This window comes from Enterobacter sp. KB-280D8 (assembly GCF_041399405.1).
In the GTDB taxonomy this organism is placed as follows: Bacteria; Pseudomonadota; Gammaproteobacteria; order Enterobacterales; family Enterobacteriaceae; genus Enterobacter; species Enterobacter cloacae_N.
In genome coordinates this window covers 235,737-252,381 of the sequence record NZ_JBGKEC010000002.1, presented here as the reverse complement: position 1 = coordinate 252,381, position 16,645 = coordinate 235,737, and the positions used below count along the sequence as shown (strand labels likewise).

General features: G+C 53.0%; 14 protein-coding genes. 10 read left to right on the top strand and 4 right to left on the bottom strand.

The genetic code is table 11. From position 1 onward, the window contains the following. Window positions 1-2: 2 nt before the first annotated feature. The 4 genes from AB8818_RS06690 (at window position 3) to AB8818_RS06675 (ending at window position 3,563) form a co-directional block, all read left to right on the top strand. The gene (locus tag AB8818_RS06690; RefSeq protein WP_192982972.1) at window positions 3-620 is read left to right on the top strand and encodes a DMSO/selenate family reductase complex B subunit; all 618 of its coding nucleotides are present in this window, start codon (window positions 3-5) and stop codon (window positions 618-620) included. 1 nt (window position 621) lies between these two features. Further along, window positions 622-1,485, top strand: a complete 864-nt coding sequence (locus tag AB8818_RS06685; RefSeq protein WP_116340968.1) for a dimethyl sulfoxide reductase anchor subunit family protein — start codon at window positions 622-624, stop codon at window positions 1,483-1,485. A gap of 275 nt (window positions 1,486-1,760) precedes the next feature. Continuing rightward, on the top strand, window positions 1,761-2,909 hold the full coding sequence (locus AB8818_RS06680) for an MFS transporter (protein ID WP_049136505.1): 1,149 nt from the start codon (window positions 1,761-1,763) through the stop codon (window positions 2,907-2,909). 123 nt (window positions 2,910-3,032) lie between these two features. Continuing rightward, window positions 3,033-3,563, top strand: a complete 531-nt coding sequence (locus tag AB8818_RS06675) for an anti-virulence regulator CigR family protein (protein ID WP_061098704.1) — start codon at window positions 3,033-3,035, stop codon at window positions 3,561-3,563. A gap of 36 nt (window positions 3,564-3,599) precedes the next feature. Here the strand turns inward: AB8818_RS06675 and pflA are convergent, their stop codons facing one another. The 4 genes from pflA to ycaO all read right to left on the bottom strand — a co-directional run bounded on the left by pflA (window position 3,600) and on the right by ycaO (window position 9,902). Then, entirely contained in the window at window positions 3,600-4,340 is a 741-nt protein-coding gene (gene pflA / locus AB8818_RS06670; protein WP_014883212.1) for a pyruvate formate lyase 1-activating protein, read from the bottom strand. Window positions 4,341-4,543: 203 nt separating this feature from the next. Next, window positions 4,544-6,826, bottom strand: coding sequence for a formate C-acetyltransferase (gene pflB, locus AB8818_RS06665; protein WP_023338210.1), 2,283 nt, complete (start codon window positions 6,824-6,826; stop codon window positions 4,544-4,546). Window positions 6,827-6,877: 51 nt separating this feature from the next. After that, window positions 6,878-7,735, bottom strand: coding sequence for a formate transporter FocA (gene focA / locus AB8818_RS06660; RefSeq protein WP_162874957.1), 858 nt, complete (start codon window positions 7,733-7,735; stop codon window positions 6,878-6,880). Window positions 7,736-8,141: 406 nt separating this feature from the next. Continuing rightward, window positions 8,142-9,902 (bottom strand): 30S ribosomal protein S12 methylthiotransferase accessory factor YcaO, encoded by a 1,761-nt coding sequence (ycaO, locus tag AB8818_RS06655; RefSeq protein ID WP_162874956.1) that lies wholly within the window; start codon window positions 9,900-9,902, stop codon window positions 8,142-8,144. Window positions 9,903-10,029: 127 nt separating this feature from the next. Here ycaO and AB8818_RS06650 point away from each other — a divergent pair, with 127 nt between their 5' ends. The 6 genes from AB8818_RS06650 (at window position 10,030) to ihfB (ending at window position 16,438) form a co-directional block, all read left to right on the top strand. After that, window positions 10,030-10,722 (top strand): DUF421 domain-containing protein, encoded by a 693-nt coding sequence (locus tag AB8818_RS06650; RefSeq protein ID WP_163328589.1) that lies wholly within the window; start codon window positions 10,030-10,032, stop codon window positions 10,720-10,722. 162 nt (window positions 10,723-10,884) lie between these two features. Further along, window positions 10,885-11,973 carry a 3-phosphoserine/phosphohydroxythreonine transaminase gene (gene serC, locus AB8818_RS06645; RefSeq protein ID WP_116340960.1) on the top strand — a complete coding sequence of 363 codons (1,089 nt, stop codon included), beginning with the start codon at window positions 10,885-10,887 and terminating at the stop codon, window positions 11,971-11,973. Between the two features lie 69 nt (window positions 11,974-12,042). Continuing rightward, window positions 12,043-13,326, top strand: a complete 1,284-nt coding sequence (aroA, locus tag AB8818_RS06640; protein ID WP_192982974.1) for a 3-phosphoshikimate 1-carboxyvinyltransferase — start codon at window positions 12,043-12,045, stop codon at window positions 13,324-13,326. Window positions 13,327-13,511: 185 nt separating this feature from the next. Further along, window positions 13,512-14,195, top strand: coding sequence for a (d)CMP kinase (gene cmk / locus AB8818_RS06635; RefSeq protein WP_024907794.1), 684 nt, complete (start codon window positions 13,512-13,514; stop codon window positions 14,193-14,195). Between the two features lie 111 nt (window positions 14,196-14,306). Further along, window positions 14,307-15,980 (top strand): 30S ribosomal protein S1, encoded by a 1,674-nt coding sequence (gene rpsA / locus AB8818_RS06630; RefSeq protein WP_008499966.1) that lies wholly within the window; start codon window positions 14,307-14,309, stop codon window positions 15,978-15,980. Window positions 15,981-16,150: 170 nt separating this feature from the next. Beyond that, window positions 16,151-16,438, top strand: coding sequence for an integration host factor subunit beta (gene ihfB / locus AB8818_RS06625; protein ID WP_008499965.1), 288 nt, complete (start codon window positions 16,151-16,153; stop codon window positions 16,436-16,438). Window positions 16,439-16,645: the final 207 nt, after the last annotated feature.

Here is a 16,645-nt window from a genome sequence, read left to right as displayed (position 1 = left end):
CGATGACAACCCAGTATGGATTTTTCATTGATTCCAGCCGTTGCACCGGGTGCAAAACCTGCGAGCTGGCCTGTAAAGATTACAAAGATCTTACTCCGGATGTGAGCTTCCGCCGCATCTACGAATACGCCGGGGGCGACTGGCAGGAAGATAACGGCGTCTGGCATCAGAACGTCTTTGCATATTACCTGTCGATTGCCTGTAACCACTGTGAAGATCCGGCCTGCACCAAGGTCTGCCCGAGCGGGGCGATGCACAAGCGGGAAGACGGTTTTGTGGTGGTGGATGAAGATGTCTGCATCGGCTGCCGCTACTGCCATATGGCGTGCCCGTACGGCTCGCCGCAGTACAACGCCGCCAAAGGGCATATGACCAAGTGCGACGGCTGCCACAGCCGCGTAGCGGATGGTAAGAAACCCATCTGCGTCGAGTCCTGTCCACTCCGCGCGCTGGACTTTGGTCCTGTTGAAGAGCTGCGACAAAAACACGGTCAGCTTGCCGCAGTGGCGCCGCTGCCGTCAGCGCACTTCACGAAGCCGAGTATTGTCATTAAACCTAACGCCAACAGCCGTCCGACGGGTGACACCACCGGCTACCTGGCAAATCCGAAGGAGGTGTAAGATGGGAAGTGGATGGCATGAATGGCCGCTGATGATCTTCACGGTCTTTGGTCAGTGCGTAGCGGGCGGCTTCATCGTACTCGCGCTGGCGCTGTTGAAAGGCGATCTCAACGCTGAACAGCAGCAGCGTCTGGTGTTGAGCATGTTTGGTCTGTGGGTGCTGATGGGAATTGGCTTTATCGCCTCCACGCTGCACCTGGGTTCGCCGATGCGCGCGTTTAACTCTCTGAACCGCGTAGGAGCGTCGTCCCTCAGTAACGAGATTGCGAGCGGGGCAATTTTCTTTGCCGTCGGCGGGCTGGGCTGGCTGCTGGCCGCGATGAAGAAATTGCCTGCGGGTCTGCGAAGCCTGTGGCTGATCGTCACCATGGTGCTGGGCGTAGTGTTCGTGTGGATGATGGTGCGCGTCTATAACACCATCGATACCGTCCCAACCTGGTACAGCGTCTGGACGCCGATGAGCTTCTTCCTGACGATGTTTATCGGCGGGCCGCTGCTGGGCTACCTGCTGCTGCGCGTGGCGGGTATCGACGGGTGGGCAATGCGTCTTCTGCCCGCCGTTTCGCTGCTGGCGCTGGTGGTGAGTGCGATGGTTGCTCTGATGCAGGGGGCTGAGCTGGCAACTATTCACAGCTCCATTCAGCAGGCGTCCGCCCTGGTTCCTGATTACGGTTCTCTGATGGCCTGGCGCATCGTTCTGCTGGTCGCGGCGTTGGTATTCTGGATCGCTCCTCAGCTTAAAGGTTATCAGCCCGCGCTGCCGCTGCTGTCACTGGCCTTTGTGCTGGTACTGGCAGGGGAGTTGATTGGTCGCGGCATTTTCTACGGGTTGCATATGACCGTTGGTATGGCTATCGCCAGTTAACGTTGCATTTAGTTATATCAAGCCGGGCCTGAGCGCCCGGCTTTTTCTTTTTTCGATCATGAAATTTTTCGACTGTCGTTTTGTTTTAATTTCGGTCATTAATAAATAAAAACAGACACATAATTAATATCTATAGCAGGCGCTGCATTAGCAGGATAAGTTTTTTAAATCGACAGGGAACATATTGTGCGAGCCAGCTAAATCAGTGGATTGACTTTGTTTTTGCCAGTGGCATGATGCGCACGAAATCTGAACTTCCTCACGGTTTTTAATCCATGACCACCTATACCCGGCCAGTGCTCCTGTTGCTCTGTGGCCTGCTTCTGTTGACCCTGGCGATCGCAGTGTTAAACACGCTCGTCCCGCTGTGGCTCGCCCATGAAAACTTACCGACCTGGCAGGTGGGTATGGTCAGCTCGTCCTTTTTCACCGGGAACCTGCTGGGCACGTTATTAACCGGGAGCCTGATTAAGCGCTTCGGCTTTAATCGCAGCTATTATCTGGCCTCGCTGATTTTTGCTGCCGGGTGCGCCGGGTTGGGCCTGATGGTCGGCTTCTGGAGCTGGATGGCGTGGCGCTTTATCGCCGGTATCGGCTGCGCGATGATTTGGGTGGTGGTTGAAAGTGCGCTGATGTGCAGCGGCACCTCCCGCAACCGCGGACGTCTGCTGGCGGCCTACATGATGGTTTACTACGTCGGCACCGTGCTGGGTCAACTGATGGTCAGCAAGCTGCCAACCGACCTGATGAGCGTGCTGCCGTGGGTGACAGGCATGGTGCTGGCGGCGATCCTGCCGCTGCTCTTTACGCGCATTGTGAACCAAAACAGCGAACATCAGGAAGCGACCCACGTCTGGCCAATGCTGAGACTCCGTCAGGCGCGTCTGGGCGTTAACGGCTGCATTATCTCAGGGATTGTACTGGGCTCGCTCTACGGCCTGATGCCGCTCTACCTGAACCATCAGGGGGTCAGTGATTCCGGAATCGGCTTCTGGATGGCGGTGATGGTGAGCGCGGGTATTGTGGGTCAGTGGCCGATTGGCCGCCTGGCGGACCGCTTTGGTCGTCTGCTGGTGCTGCGCGTTCAGGTCTTCGTGGTGATCATGGGATGCCTCGCCATGCTCAGCAACGCCGCGATGGCGCCCGCGCTGTTTATTCTCGGGGCCGCCGGCTTTACGCTCTATCCGGTCGCGATGGCCTGGGCCTGTGAGAAAGTCGAACATCACCAGCTGGTGGCAATGAACCAGGCGCTGTTACTGAGCTATACCATCGGCAGCTTATTAGGGCCGACGTTTACCGCGATGCTGATGCAGAATTATTCCGATAATTTATTGTTTATCATGATCGCCAGCGTGTCGTTTATTTATCTCTTAATGCTACTGCGTAAAGCAGGCGAGCATCCAACGCCTGTGGCTCACGCCTGATTAAATAAAAGCCTGTCTATGACAGGCTTTTTTATCCCTGTCACATATAAGACTTTTACGTATTGTTTGTTTTTCCCGCCTGGCGATAATTCAAATGAGTTCTACCACTAAAAGGCAACAATCATGTCTATACGTCGTTTTTCCACTACCGCACTTGCCGTAGTGTTGTCTTTAACGTTTGCAACGGCTCCGGTCATGGCTAATCCTGGTAACGGGAACGGCGGTGGTCACGGAAACGGTGGCGGACAAGGTAATGGCGGCAATCATGGTAACGGGAATTCTGGTAACTCCGGTAACCATGGTAATAAGCAAAATAGCGGAAAGGATAACCCTGGAAAATCGGATAAGAGCTTCAAAAACAGCAAAGATGTCGGTAATGACGTTGATGCTCGCGTGAGCTTCGATCATGCCCGCCACCTGGCACTGAATTACGGCTTAACGGGCTATGAGTCTCTGCCTCCGGGTATTGCAAAAAACCTCGCTCGCGGTAAACCACTGCCTCCGGGCATTGCGAAGAAAACCGTGCCAGCGTCTATGCTCGGCCAGCTTCCTTCCTACCCTGGCTATGAATGGCGCGTCGTGGGTGACGATCTGGTCTTAATTGCGCTGAGCACGGCGATTGTGACTTCCGTTATTAACGGCGTCTTTAAATAGAATATAAAAAGGCCCGGTTCTCACCGGGCCTTCTCTTTAATACATGACCTTGTGACCATACTGCTCAAGAATACCTTTCACGCGCTCCATCGTCTCTTTCTTCGGCGGCTTCACGCCATCGAGTTTGTACTCTTCGCCCATCGCCACCCATTTATGCTTACCCAGTTCGTGATAGGGCAGAAGCTCAATTTTCTCGACGTTGCCCATGTCGCGGGTAAATTCCCCCAGGCGGTGCGCGGAATCATCGTCATCTGACCAACCGGGAACTACAACGTAGCGGATCCAGGTTTTGATTCCTTTGTCGGCAATGTACTTGGCAAACTCCAGCGTACGGTGGTTAGAAACGCCAACCAAATTCTGGTGGATCTCATCGTTCATCTGTTTGAGATCGAGCATCACCAGATCGGTCACTTCGAGCAGTTCGTCAATAACCGGATCGTAGCGGCGCACAAAGCCGTTGGTGTCGAGACAGGTATGAATACCTTCTTTACGGCAGGCGCGGAACCAGTCGCGGACAAACTCAGCCTGCAGAATAGCTTCACCGCCGGACGCGGTCACGCCACCGCCGGACGCATTCATAAAGTGGCGGTAGGTCACCACCTCTTTCATCAAATCTTCCACGGTGACTTCTTTACCGCCGTGCGTGTCCCAGGTATCACGGTTATGGCAGTACAGGCAGCGCATCAGGCAGCCCTGGAAAAAGGTAATAAAGCGGATCCCCGGGCCATCGACGGTACCACAGGATTCAAAGGAGTGAATGCGACCAATAGTTGACATTGCGGTGATATCTCCGAATTTGGCCCATCCGGGGGCCTGTGTAGTTGCACAGCTCAAAGGCTATGTCGAGTCTGTTTTGGCTGTTATCCATAGAGTATAGATAGCGGACAAAAGAGACTGATGAAGCGAGGGTGTTAAAAAGGCCCCACTTGCGTGGAGCCTTTATTGTACGCTTTTTAACGCGTGATTTCAGTCAATTCCACTTACATGGACTGAGTGAAAGTACGGGTGATAACGTCCTGCTGCTGTTCTTTAGTCAGGGAGTTAAAACGTACTGCGTAGCCAGATACGCGGATGGTCAGCTGAGGATATTTCTCAGGGTGTTCCATCGCGTCGAGCAGCATTTCACGGTTCATTACGTTCACGTTCAGGTGCTGACCACCTTCGATGGACGCTTCGTGGTGGAAGTAACCATCCATCAGACCCGCGAGGTTAGTTTTACGCACTTCGTCGTCTTTACCCAGCGCGTTTGGCACGATAGAGAAGGTGTAAGAGATACCATCTTTCGCGTAAGCAAACGGCAGTTTAGCAACGGAGGTCAGAGAGGCAACCGCACCTTTCTGGTCACGACCGTGCATTGGGTTAGCACCTGGGCCGAATGGCGCGCCAGCACGACGACCGTCTGGGGTGTTACCGGTTTTCTTACCATACACAACGTTAGAGGTGATGGTCAGAACAGACTGAGTCGGGATAGCGTTACGGTAGGTAGTCAGTTTCTGAATTTTCTTCATGAAACGTTCTACCAGGTCAACCGCCATGTCATCAACGCGAGCGTCGTTGTTACCAAACTGCGGATATTCGCCTTCGATTTCGAAGTCTACGGCCAGGCCGTCTTCGTCACGAATTGGTTTAACTTTCGCGTATTTGATTGCAGACAGGGAGTCAGCAGCAACGGACAGACCAGCGATACCACACGCCATGGTGCGGATAACGTCACGGTCGTGCAGCGCCATCAGAGAGGCTTCGTAGCTGTACTTGTCGTGCATGTAGTGAATAACGTTCAGTGCAGTGACGTACTGTTTAGCCAGCCAGTCCATGAAGTGGTCCATGCGCTCCATGACTTCGTCATAGTTCAGCACGTCACCTTTGATTGGCTCAGACTTAGGACCAACCTGCATTTTCAGTTTTTCATCAACGCCACCGTTGATAGCGTACAGCATGGTTTTCGCCAGGTTTGCACGCGCACCGAAGAACTGCATTTGTTTACCAACAACCATTGGGCTTACGCAGCAAGCGATAGCGTAATCGTCGTTGTTGAAGTCCGGACGCATCAGGTCATCGTTCTCGTACTGCAGAGAAGAGGTGTCGATGGACACTTTAGCGGCGAATTTCTTGAAGTTCAGAGGCAGTTTTTCAGACCACAGAACGGTGATGTTCGGCTCCGGAGAAGGACCCATGGTGTACAGGGTGTTCAGGAAGCGGAAGCTGTTTTTGGTAACCAGCGTACGGCCGTCAACGCCCATACCACCGATTGATTCTGTTGCCCAGATTGGGTCACCAGAGAACAGTTCATCGTATTCAGGGGTACGCAGGAAGCGAACCATACGCAGTTTCATGACCAGGTGGTCAATCATTTCCTGAGCGTCTTGCTCGGTGATTTTGCCTGCTTTCAGGTCACGTTCGATGTACGCATCCAGGAAGGTAGACACGCGACCGAAGGACATTGCTGCACCGTTCTGAGACTTAACCGCAGCCAGGTAGCCGAAGTAGGTCCACTGGATAGCTTCCTGAGCGTTGGTTGCAGGACCAGAGATATCGCAGCCGTATTTCGCAGCCATCTCTTTGATCTGACCCAGCGCGCGGTGCTGTTCAGCAATTTCTTCACGCAGACGGATAGTCGCTTCCAGGTTTACGCCGTTTTCCAGATCGGACTGCAGGGAAACAAACTGCGCGTACTTGTCTTTCATCAGGAAGTCGATGCCGTACAGCGCAACGCGACGGTAGTCACCGATGATACGACCACGACCATATGCATCTGGCAGACCCGTCAGAACGCCAGATTTACGGCAGTTCAGAATGTCTTTGGTGTAAACATCGAATACGCCCTGGTTGTGGGTTTTGCGGTATTCGGTGAAGATTTTTTTCAGCATTGGGTCCAGCTCGCGGTTATACGCTTTGCAGGAACCTTCAACCATTTTGATACCACCGAACGGGATGATTGCGCGTTTCAGTGGTGCTTCAGTCTGCAGACCAACGATTTTCTCAAGGGCTTTGTTGATGTAGCCAGCATCGTGAGAAGTGATGGTGGAAGCAACGGAGGTGTCAAAATCAACTGGCGCGTGAGTGCGGTTTTCCAGTTTAACGCCTTCCATTACGCTGTCCCACAGCTTGGTGGTCGCATCAGTTGCGCCAGCCAGGAAGGATTCGTCACCTTCATACGGGGTATAGTTTTTCTGAATGAAGTCGCGGACGTTTACTTCATTCTGCCAGTCACCTTTCGCAAAACCTTCCCAGGCTGTGGCTAACTTTTCATTAAGCTCGGACATGTAACACCTACCTTCTTAAGTGGATTTTTTATTTACTGCCTGAGAAAACCATCAATGATGATCGTCGCCACGCAGGTAAATGACCCAGTATGTCAACCCAACTAACAGACCCCCACCGATAATGTTCCCGATAGTGACGGGGATCAGGTTATCAGTAATGAAATTCATAATAGTCAGGTGAGAGAAACTTTCCGGGGATGAACCAACTGCGGTCCAGAACTCCGGGCTTGCAAAGTTGCGGATAACAATCCCCATCGGGATCATGAACATATTCGCAATACTGTGCTCAAAGCCGCTGGCAACAAACATCGCAACCGGCAGAACCATAATCATGGCTTTATCCATCAGGCTACGACCCGAGTAGCTCATCCAGACCGCCAGGCAGACCATCAGGTTTGCGAGGATGCCGAGAGCAACGGCTTCGATAAATGTGTGATGCATTTTGTGGTCGGCGGTCTGCAGGACGTTAAGGCCCCAGCCGCCGTTGGCGGTCATATACTCGCCAGAGAGCCACATCAACAGAACAAAGAGCAGACAGCCAATCAGGTTACCAACGTAGACGTTAAGCCAGTTGCGCGCCAGTTGACCCCAGGTAATTCTTCCGCTGGCCTTTGCCACGACAATCAGCACCGTTGAGGTGAAGAGGTCGGCGCCGCAGATGACGCAGAGAATCAGGCCCAGTGAGAAGCAAATGCCGCCAATCAGTTTAGCTATGCCGAAAGGCATTCCGGCAGTACCGGTGGTGGCGGTGATGTAGAAGACGAAAGCGATTGAGATGAACACACCTGCGGTGATCGCCAGATAGAACGTCTTCATCGGGTGTTTCGTTGCTTTATAGACACCCGCTTCTTCGGCAACTTTTGCCATCGCGGCGGGGAGTAAAAGATCAAAAGGGTTGTCAGCTTTCACACTAACTCTCTCTTTATTAAGTCGGCGACGAGATACTAACAAAGCATTATAGAAGAGAAATTGATATAGATCATATCTCGCCTGGCTTATAGGCCCGCAGTGTGTATGGTTTTACAACAAATGCGGAGTAAGTATTTGATTATCCGTATAAAAATAAATTTTAAAAGTTATGAAAAGAGTTGAATTTTTTCGTTCGGCCCCCTTCGAAACAGTTAATTAATATGGAGTATTTACCATAAAAAGTAACAATAAAGCCCAGGCAAATATTATTATATTCACCCATGTTTAACTTTATTATTACAATCAATAATCATTGCCGAAGAGAATAAAAAACGGGGCAATGAAATTGCCCCGTAATATAGCCCAGACGATTGAATACGCCTACTGCTGTTAATGTTATGTGCGCTTATTTTGACCAGTAAGCGGCTTTTGCTTTCTGCAGCTTTTCATAGGCCTTCAGCAGAGACTGATGCGCCGGGAAGGCTTTCAGATCGCTGTCAACTGCCTGCAGACCGTAGAACGGCTCTTCACCGCTCAGCGCCGCGCTGGCGGCTTCAACCGCTTCAGCACCGTACATACGTACGAAAGCGTTCAGGTACTGCAGTGGCTCGCGATCGTCTTCCTGTGCAAGCAGCAACAGGGTTTGCAGGCAGCGGTAATAGTTGGTGCGCTCGGCGGAGAAGACCGACTGGTTAAACTCCATGGTCCATTCGGTCCAGGCCAGGGCCTGATCCAGATCGCCGCCCGCCAGCGCCAGCATCGCTTTTAGTTCGCCGATGCGCAGGGTGTACCAGCCGTTGTCTTTCCCGGTCGCCAGACCCAGCAGTTCGCGCACGCGGGTAAAATCATCGTGGCCCTCATCGTCCAGCTGGGCGATCAGGTTGAGATAATCTTCTTTCTCCCACTCGCTGCCCGGCAGGGACAGCAGGGTCTCACGCAGGTGCGCGCCCATGCTGTTGTTAGCCAGCCACAAATCTTCCGCCGGATAGATGTCGGACATGCCGGGCACGATGATGCGGCACGCGTAAACGCCCAGGTGTTCGTAGTCGGCAATGTAGACTTCCTGATCTTCGGCGTTGAAGATTGCCATCAGCGTGGCGAACTCTTCTTCCGTGGTACCGGCAAAGCTCCAGTCCACGAACGGATAGTCCGCGTCCTGCTTGAACATATCCCAGGAGATCAAACCGCTGGAGTCGATGAAGTGGGTTTCGAGGTTGGTATGCTCGGCCACTTCTTCATCGTCAAACGTTGGCGGGGTAAACACGTCGAGATCTTTCAGGCTACGGCCCTGCAGCAGCTCGGTCACGGTACGCTCCAGCGCCACACCGAAGTCAGGATGCGCGCCGAAGGAGGCAAAGCAGGTGCCGTTAGTCGGGTTAAACAGCACGACGCAGATAACCGGATATTTACCGCCCAGCGAGCCGTCGTAGGCAAAGATTGGGAAACCTTCCGCTTCCAGCTTCGCGATGGATTCCACCACGCCCGGGTAGCGCGCCAGAACGTCCGCCGGGATCTCCGGCAGGCTGATGGATTCAGCGATGATGCGGTTTTTAATGTGACGCTCGAACACCTCAGACAGGCCCTGCACGCGCGCTTCGTTGCGGGTGTTACCGGCGGACATGCCGTTGGACACATACAGGTTGCCGACGATGTTCATCGGAATATAAACGGTCTGCTCGTCAGACTGACGGGTGAACGGCAGGGCGCAGATACCGCGATCTTCGTTACCCGACTGCAGATCGATCAGCATGCTGGCAGTCAGTTCGTTTTCTGGATCGTAGAAAGCGCGCAGGCGTTGATCGAGGATCCCTTCCGGCAGTTCGTCGTCTTCGGTCAGTGGGAACCATTTTTCGTTCGGATAGTGAACGAAAGGACCGTTGGCGATGGTTTCACCCAGCCAGAAGTCAGCAAAGAAATAGTTGGTGGACAGACGCTCAAAATACTCACCCAACGCAGAGGCCAGTGCCGCTTTTTTCGTCGCGCCTTTACCGTTGGTAAAGCAGAGCGCGCAGTCTTTGTCGCGAATGTGCACGGACCAGACGTGAGGCACCGGGTTGAGCCAGGAGGCTTCTTCGATGTTAAAGCCCAGGTCGGTCAGTTTCTGCTGGAAGCGAGCGATGGAATCTTCCAGAGCGGCGTCTTTGCCGGGGATAAACGTTTGAGTCATGGCGTTCACTTTTATCGTACGTAAAGCGCGCAATGATACGGGTTTTGCGTGACGGGTGCTATCTCCGGCGAAAATAAATGGCTGGGCTATGCTTAGTGACAGTAACTGACTGTTAAGGCATAGAAAAATGAAAGCATTTGATCTCCAGCGGATGGCGTTTGATAAAGTTCCTCCTGAATTTCTGGGCGAAGTGGCGCTGCGCAGCCTGTATACCTTCGTACTCGTCTTCCTGTTTCTTAAAATCACCGGCCGTCGCGGCGTTCGGCAAATGTCGCTGTTTGAAGTGCTGATCATTCTGACGCTGGGCTCGGCGGCGGGAGACGTCGCCTTTTATGACGATGTGCCGATGGTGCCGGTATTTATCGTTTTTGTCTCACTGGCGCTACTTTACCGTCTTGTCATGTGGCTGATGTCGAAAAGCGAAAAGCTGGAAGATCTGTTCGAAGGGAAGCCGGTGGTTATCGTCGAGGACGGCCAACTGGCCTGGCAAAATGTGCAAAGCGCCAACATGACCGAGTTTGAGTTCTTTATGGAGCTTCGCCTGAACAGCGTTGAGCAACTGGGGCAGGTGCGTCTGGCGATTATGGAAACCAACGGCCAAATCAGCGTCTATTACTATTCTGACGACGAGGTGAAGCCGGGACTGTGTATCCTGCCGGATATGCTCATAGAGCGTTTCAGAACGGTACCTGAATCAGGCGAGTATGCTTGCGTAAGGTGTAGCCATGTTGTCGCGATGCAGCCAGGGGATCGTCAATTATGCCCCCGCTGTGCAAATCCGGAATGGACGAAGGTTAGCCGGGCCAAACGTATTACCTGACAGCCATTTTGTCGGTTTTGTCGTATCGAGGCGGCAGATTGTTTTGTGTGACGCGGGGCACATTTCCCCGGTCATAAGTTTTAGACATTGCGGCGCGTGTCACTGAATGATAAAACCGATATCCACAGTTATAACTTATGGCTTTTAGCGTGGTGAGGGGAAATGGCTCAAGTTTTTAATTTCAGTTCAGGTCCGGCAATGTTACCGGCAGACGTGCTTAAACAGGCTCAACAGGAGCTGTGTGACTGGAACGGTCTGGGTACGTCGGTGATGGAAATCAGCCACCGTGGTAAAGAGTTTATTCAGGTGGCCGAAGAGGCAGAAAAGGATTTTCGCGATCTGCTGAATATTCCCTCGAACTACAAAGTATTGTTCTGCCACGGCGGCGGCCGCGGTCAGTTTGCAGGCGTACCGCTGAATATCCTCGGTGACAAAACGACGGCTGACTACGTTGACGCGGGTTACTGGGCGGCAAGCGCCGTTAAAGAAGCGCACAAGTACTGCGTGCCGAACGTTATCGACGCCAAAGTGACCGTTGACGGCCTGCGCGCCGTGAAGCCTATGAGCGAGTGGCAGCTTTCTGATAACGCCGCCTATCTTCACTACTGCCCGAACGAAACCATTGACGGGATTGCCATCGACGAGACGCCAAACTTTGGCAAAGATGTTGTGGTTGCCGCCGACTTCTCCTCCACCATTCTGTCTGCGCCACTTGACGTCAGCCGTTACGGCGTTATCTATGCTGGCGCGCAGAAAAATATCGGTCCTGCGGGTCTGACTATCGTCATCGTGCGTGAAGATTTGCTGGGTAAAGCGCATAAATCCTGCCCGTCGATTCTCGACTACACCGTGCTGAACGATAACGACTCCATGTTCAACACCCCACCAACGTTTGCCTGGTACCTCTCCGGCCTGGTCTTCAAATGGCTGAAGCAAAACGGCGGCGTGGCGCAGATGGACAAGGTGAATCAGCAGAAAGCCGAACTGCTGTATGGCGTGATCGACAAGAGCGATTTCTACCGCAACGATGTAGCGAAAGCTAACCGTTCCCGCATGAACGTGCCATTCCAGCTGGCGGACAGCAGCCTGGACAAAGTGTTCCTGGAAGAGTCCTTCGCGGCAGGCCTGCACGCGCTCAAGGGCCACCGTGTGGTGGGCGGCATGCGTGCCTCTATCTATAACGCGATGCCGCTGGAAGGCGTTAAGGCCCTGACGGATTTCATGATCGACTTTGAACGTCGTCACGGTTAATTTGCTGTTTTTCACCCCCGCAGCGTCCCTGCGGGGTTTTTATTATGTTGAGTTGAGAGTTTAGTTTTCATGGAATCCCTGACGTTACAACCTATCGCGCGGGTAGATGGCACCATCAATCTGCCTGGTTCAAAAAGTGTCTCGAACCGCGCTCTGCTGCTGGCAGCTCTGGCAAACGGCACCACCGTCCTCACTAACCTGCTGGACAGCGATGACGTGCGCCATATGCTCAATGCGCTGAAAGCGTTGGGCGTTCATTACACACTCTCTGACGATCGTACCCGCTGCGAAGTGACCGGCAACGGCGGCGCGCTGCAGGCGAGTGAAGAGCTTGAGCTGTTTCTGGGCAACGCGGGTACCGCGATGCGTCCGCTGGCGGCGGCCCTGTGCCTGGGGAGCAACAACATCGTGCTGACCGGCGAGCCGCGTATGAAAGAGCGTCCGATCGGTCATCTGGTAGATGCTCTGCGTCAGGGCGGCGCGCAGATTGACTATCTGGAGCAGGAAAATTATCCGCCACTGCGTCTGCGCGGGGGCTTTACCGGCGGTCACGTCGAGGTTGACGGCAGCGTCTCCAGCCAGTTCCTGACGGCACTGCTGATGACCGCGCCGCTGGCCCCACAGGATACGGTTATCACGATTAAAGGTGAGCTGGTCTCCAAACCGTATATTGATATCACGCTGCACCTGATGAAAACCTTCGGCGTTGAGGTGGAAAACCAGTCTTACCAGCGCTTCGTGGTGCGCGGGGCACAGCGGTATCAGTCTCCGGGTAACTACCTGGTGGAAGGGGATGCGTCATCCGCGTCCTACTTCCTGGCCGCGGGTGCGATTAAAGGCGGTACGGTAAAAGTGACCGGCATTGGCCGCAACAGCGTGCAGGGCGATATTCGTTTTGCGGACGTGCTGGAAAAAATGGGCGCTATTGTCACCTGGGGTGATGACTTCATCTCCTGTACCCGCGGCGAGCTGAACGCCATCGACATGGACATGAACCATATCCCGGATGCGGCGATGACCATTGCCACGGCGGCGCTGTTTGCCAAAGGCACCACCACGCTGCGTAACATCTACAACTGGCGCGTAAAAGAGACGGACCGCCTGTTCGCAATGGCGACAGAGCTTCGTAAAGTCGGCGCTGAGGTAGAAGAGGGCGAAGATTACATTCGCGTTACCCCTCCGGCAAAACTGCAGTTTGCCGAAATCGGGACCTATAACGATCACCGTATGGCGATGTGTTTCTCGCTGGTGGCGCTGTCCGATACCCCTGTGACCATTCTCGATCCGAAATGTACGGCAAAAACCTTCCCGGACTATTTCGAACAGCTGGCGCGCATTAGTACCCTGACATAATGAATACCTGCCGCATCACCTGATGCGGCATTTCCTTACGCTTCCTGACGATCTTTCCCGCTCATTTCTTCTACACTCTGCTTCAATCATTCCGCAATTTGCACGCAAAGGTAACAGTTGCGCACGTTGGCGCGTATAATGCGCGGCGTTCATGTTAACGGTATGCCTTATTTAAGGAGAAAAAGATGACGGCAATTGCCCCGGTAATCACCATTGATGGGCCGAGTGGCGCAGGGAAAGGTACTCTGTGCAAAGCGATGGCGGAAGCATTGCAATGGCATCTTTTAGATTCGGGAGCAATCTATCGCGTGCTGGCGCTGGCTGCGCTGCATCATCATGTGGATGTCGCCTCTGAAGAAGCGCTGGTACCGCTGGCTGCGCATCTGGATGTGCGTTTTGTTTCCACCGATGGCAACCTGGAAGTGATTCTGGAAGGTGAAGACGTGAGCGGCGAAATCCGTACGCAGGAAGTCGCTAATGCGGCCTCTCAGGTGGCCGCTTTCCCACGCGTTCGCGAGGCGCTGCTACGTCGGCAGCGTGCGTTTCGTGAAGCCCCGGGTCTGATCGCTGACGGACGCGACATGGGAACCGTAGTATTTCCTGATGCACCAGTAAAAATTTTCCTTGATGCCTCTTCGGAAGAGCGTGCTCAACGCCGCATGCTTCAGTTGCAGGAAAAGGGGTTTAGTGTTAACTTTGATCGCCTTTTATCCGAGATAAAAGAGCGCGATGACCGCGATCGTAACCGCGCCGTCGCACCACTTGTTCCTGCAGAAGATGCTTTAGTACTGGATTCAACCAGTTTAACTATTGAGCAAGTGATTGAAAAAGCGCTACAATATGCGCGCCAAAAACTGGCACTCGCGTAATTGCGACCGATTTAGCAGTACCCCCGCTGCAATGGACTGACGGCGGGTATGTGAAACAACCCCATCCGGCACGGAGCCAGGTGGACGTTAATATTAACCTGAAGATTAAACATGACTGAATCTTTTGCTCAACTGTTTGAAGAATCCTTAAAAGAAATCGAAACCCGTCCGGGTTCCATCGTTCGCGGTGTTGTTGTTGCTATCGACAAAGACGTAGTACTGGTTGACGCCGGTCTGAAATCTGAGTCCGCCATTCCGGCTGAGCAGTTCAAAAACGCCCAGGGTGAGCTGGAAATCCAGGTTGGTGACGAAGTTGACGTTGCTCTGGACGCAGTAGAAGACGGCTTCGGCGAAACCCTGCTGTCTCGTGAGAAAGCTAAACGTCACGAAGCATGGATCACGCTGGAGAAAGCTTACGAAGAAGCTGAAACTGTGGTCGGTGTTATCAACGGCAAAGTTAAAGGTGGCTTCACTGTTGAGCTGAATGGTATTCGTGCGTTCCTGCCAGGTTCACTGGTAGACGTTCGTCCAGTCCGTGACACCCTGCACCTCGAAGGCAAAGAGCTTGAGTTCAAAGTAATCAAGCTGGACCAGAAGCGTAACAACGTTGTTGTTTCCCGTCGTGCCGTTATCGAATCCGAAAACAGCGCAGAACGCGATCAGCTGCTGGAAAACCTGCAGGAAGGCATGGAAGTCAAAGGTATCGTTAAGAACCTCACTGACTACGGCGCATTCGTTGACCTGGGCGGCGTTGATGGCCTGCTGCACATCACCGACATGGCGTGGAAACGCGTTAAGCACCCAAGCGAAATCGTGAACGTGGGCGACGAAATCACTGTTAAAGTGCTGAAGTTCGACCGCGAGCGTACTCGTGTATCCCTCGGCCTGAAACAGCTGGGCGAAGATCCATGGGTAGCTATCGCTAAGCGTTACCCAGAAGGTACTAAACTGACTGGTCGCGTAACCAACCTGACCGACTACGGCTGCTTCGTTGAAATCGAAGAAGGCGTTGAAGGCCTGGTACACGTTTCCGAAATGGACTGGACCAACAAAAACATCCACCCATCCAAAGTTGTTAACGTTGGTGATGTAGTGGAAGTGATGGTTCTGGATATCGACGAAGAACGTCGTCGTATCTCCCTGGGCCTGAAACAGTGCAAAAACAACCCATGGCAGCAGTTCGCGGAAACCCACAACAAGGGCGACCGTGTTGAAGGTAAAATCAAGTCTATCACTGACTTCGGTATCTTCATCGGCCTGGACGGCGGCATCGATGGCCTGGTTCACCTGTCTGACATCTCCTGGAACGTTGCAGGCGAAGAAGCAGTTCGTGAATACAAAAAAGGCGACGAAATCGCTGCAGTTGTTCTGCAGGTTGACGCAGAGCGTGAGCGTATCTCTCTGGGCGTTAAACAGCTCGCAGAAGATCCGTTCAACAACTGGGTTGCACTGAACAAGAAAGGCGCAATCGTAAACGGTAAAGTGACTGCAGTTGACGCTAAAGGCGCAACCGTAGAACTGGCTGACGGCGTTGAAGGTTACCTGCGCGCTTCTGAAGCTTCACGTGACCGCGTTGAAGATGCCACTCTGGTTCTGAACGTTGGCGACGACGTTGAAGCTAAGTTCACCGGTGTTGACCGTAAGAACCGTGCAATCAGCCTGTCTGTTCGTGCTAAAGACGAAGCTGATGAGAAAGATGCAATCGCAACTGTTAACAAACAGGAAGATGCAAACTTCTCTAACAACGCAATGGCTGAAGCTTTCAAAGCAGCTAAAGGCGAGTAATATCAGGTTCTCGGCATCATTTGAGCTGTAACGCATTTACAGCGCGAAGGATGAGGAGCAGACTTGACAGATTGCAGGATTCGTCCTGTAATCAATAACAAAGGGCGGCTACGGCCGCCCTTGTTTAATGAGCTGTTCAGCTAATTGGTTTGAAAGGAACCGGAGGAATCATGACCAAGTCAGAATTGATTGAAAGACTTGCCAGTCAGCAACCGCATATCCCTGCCAAGGCAGTGGAAGATGCCGTAAAAGAGATGCTGGAGCATATGGCCTCCACTCTTGCCCAGGGCGAGCGCATTGAAATCCGCGGTTTCGGTAGTTTTTCTCTGCACTATCGTGCTCCACGTACCGGGCGTAACCCGAAAACTGGTGATAAAGTCGAGCTGGAAGGTAAGTACGTTCCGCACTTTAAGCCGGGTAAAGAGCTGCGCGATCGCGCCAATATTTACGGCAACTGAGTTTAGCCAGCCGGTTAAACTGGGTTCGAAAGAAAGCACCTGCGGGTGCTTTTTTTGTACCCATCGCTTTCTTTCTGAAGGTGCCCCGCATTTTCCGTTTCGTTTTCTGTAACGCATAAAATACATTGCTGCGCTTGCTGTAAATCGCATCCTTCTTACCTGACGACCCGCGCCACCCGCTAGCATACTGCCACCCTGAAACAGGGA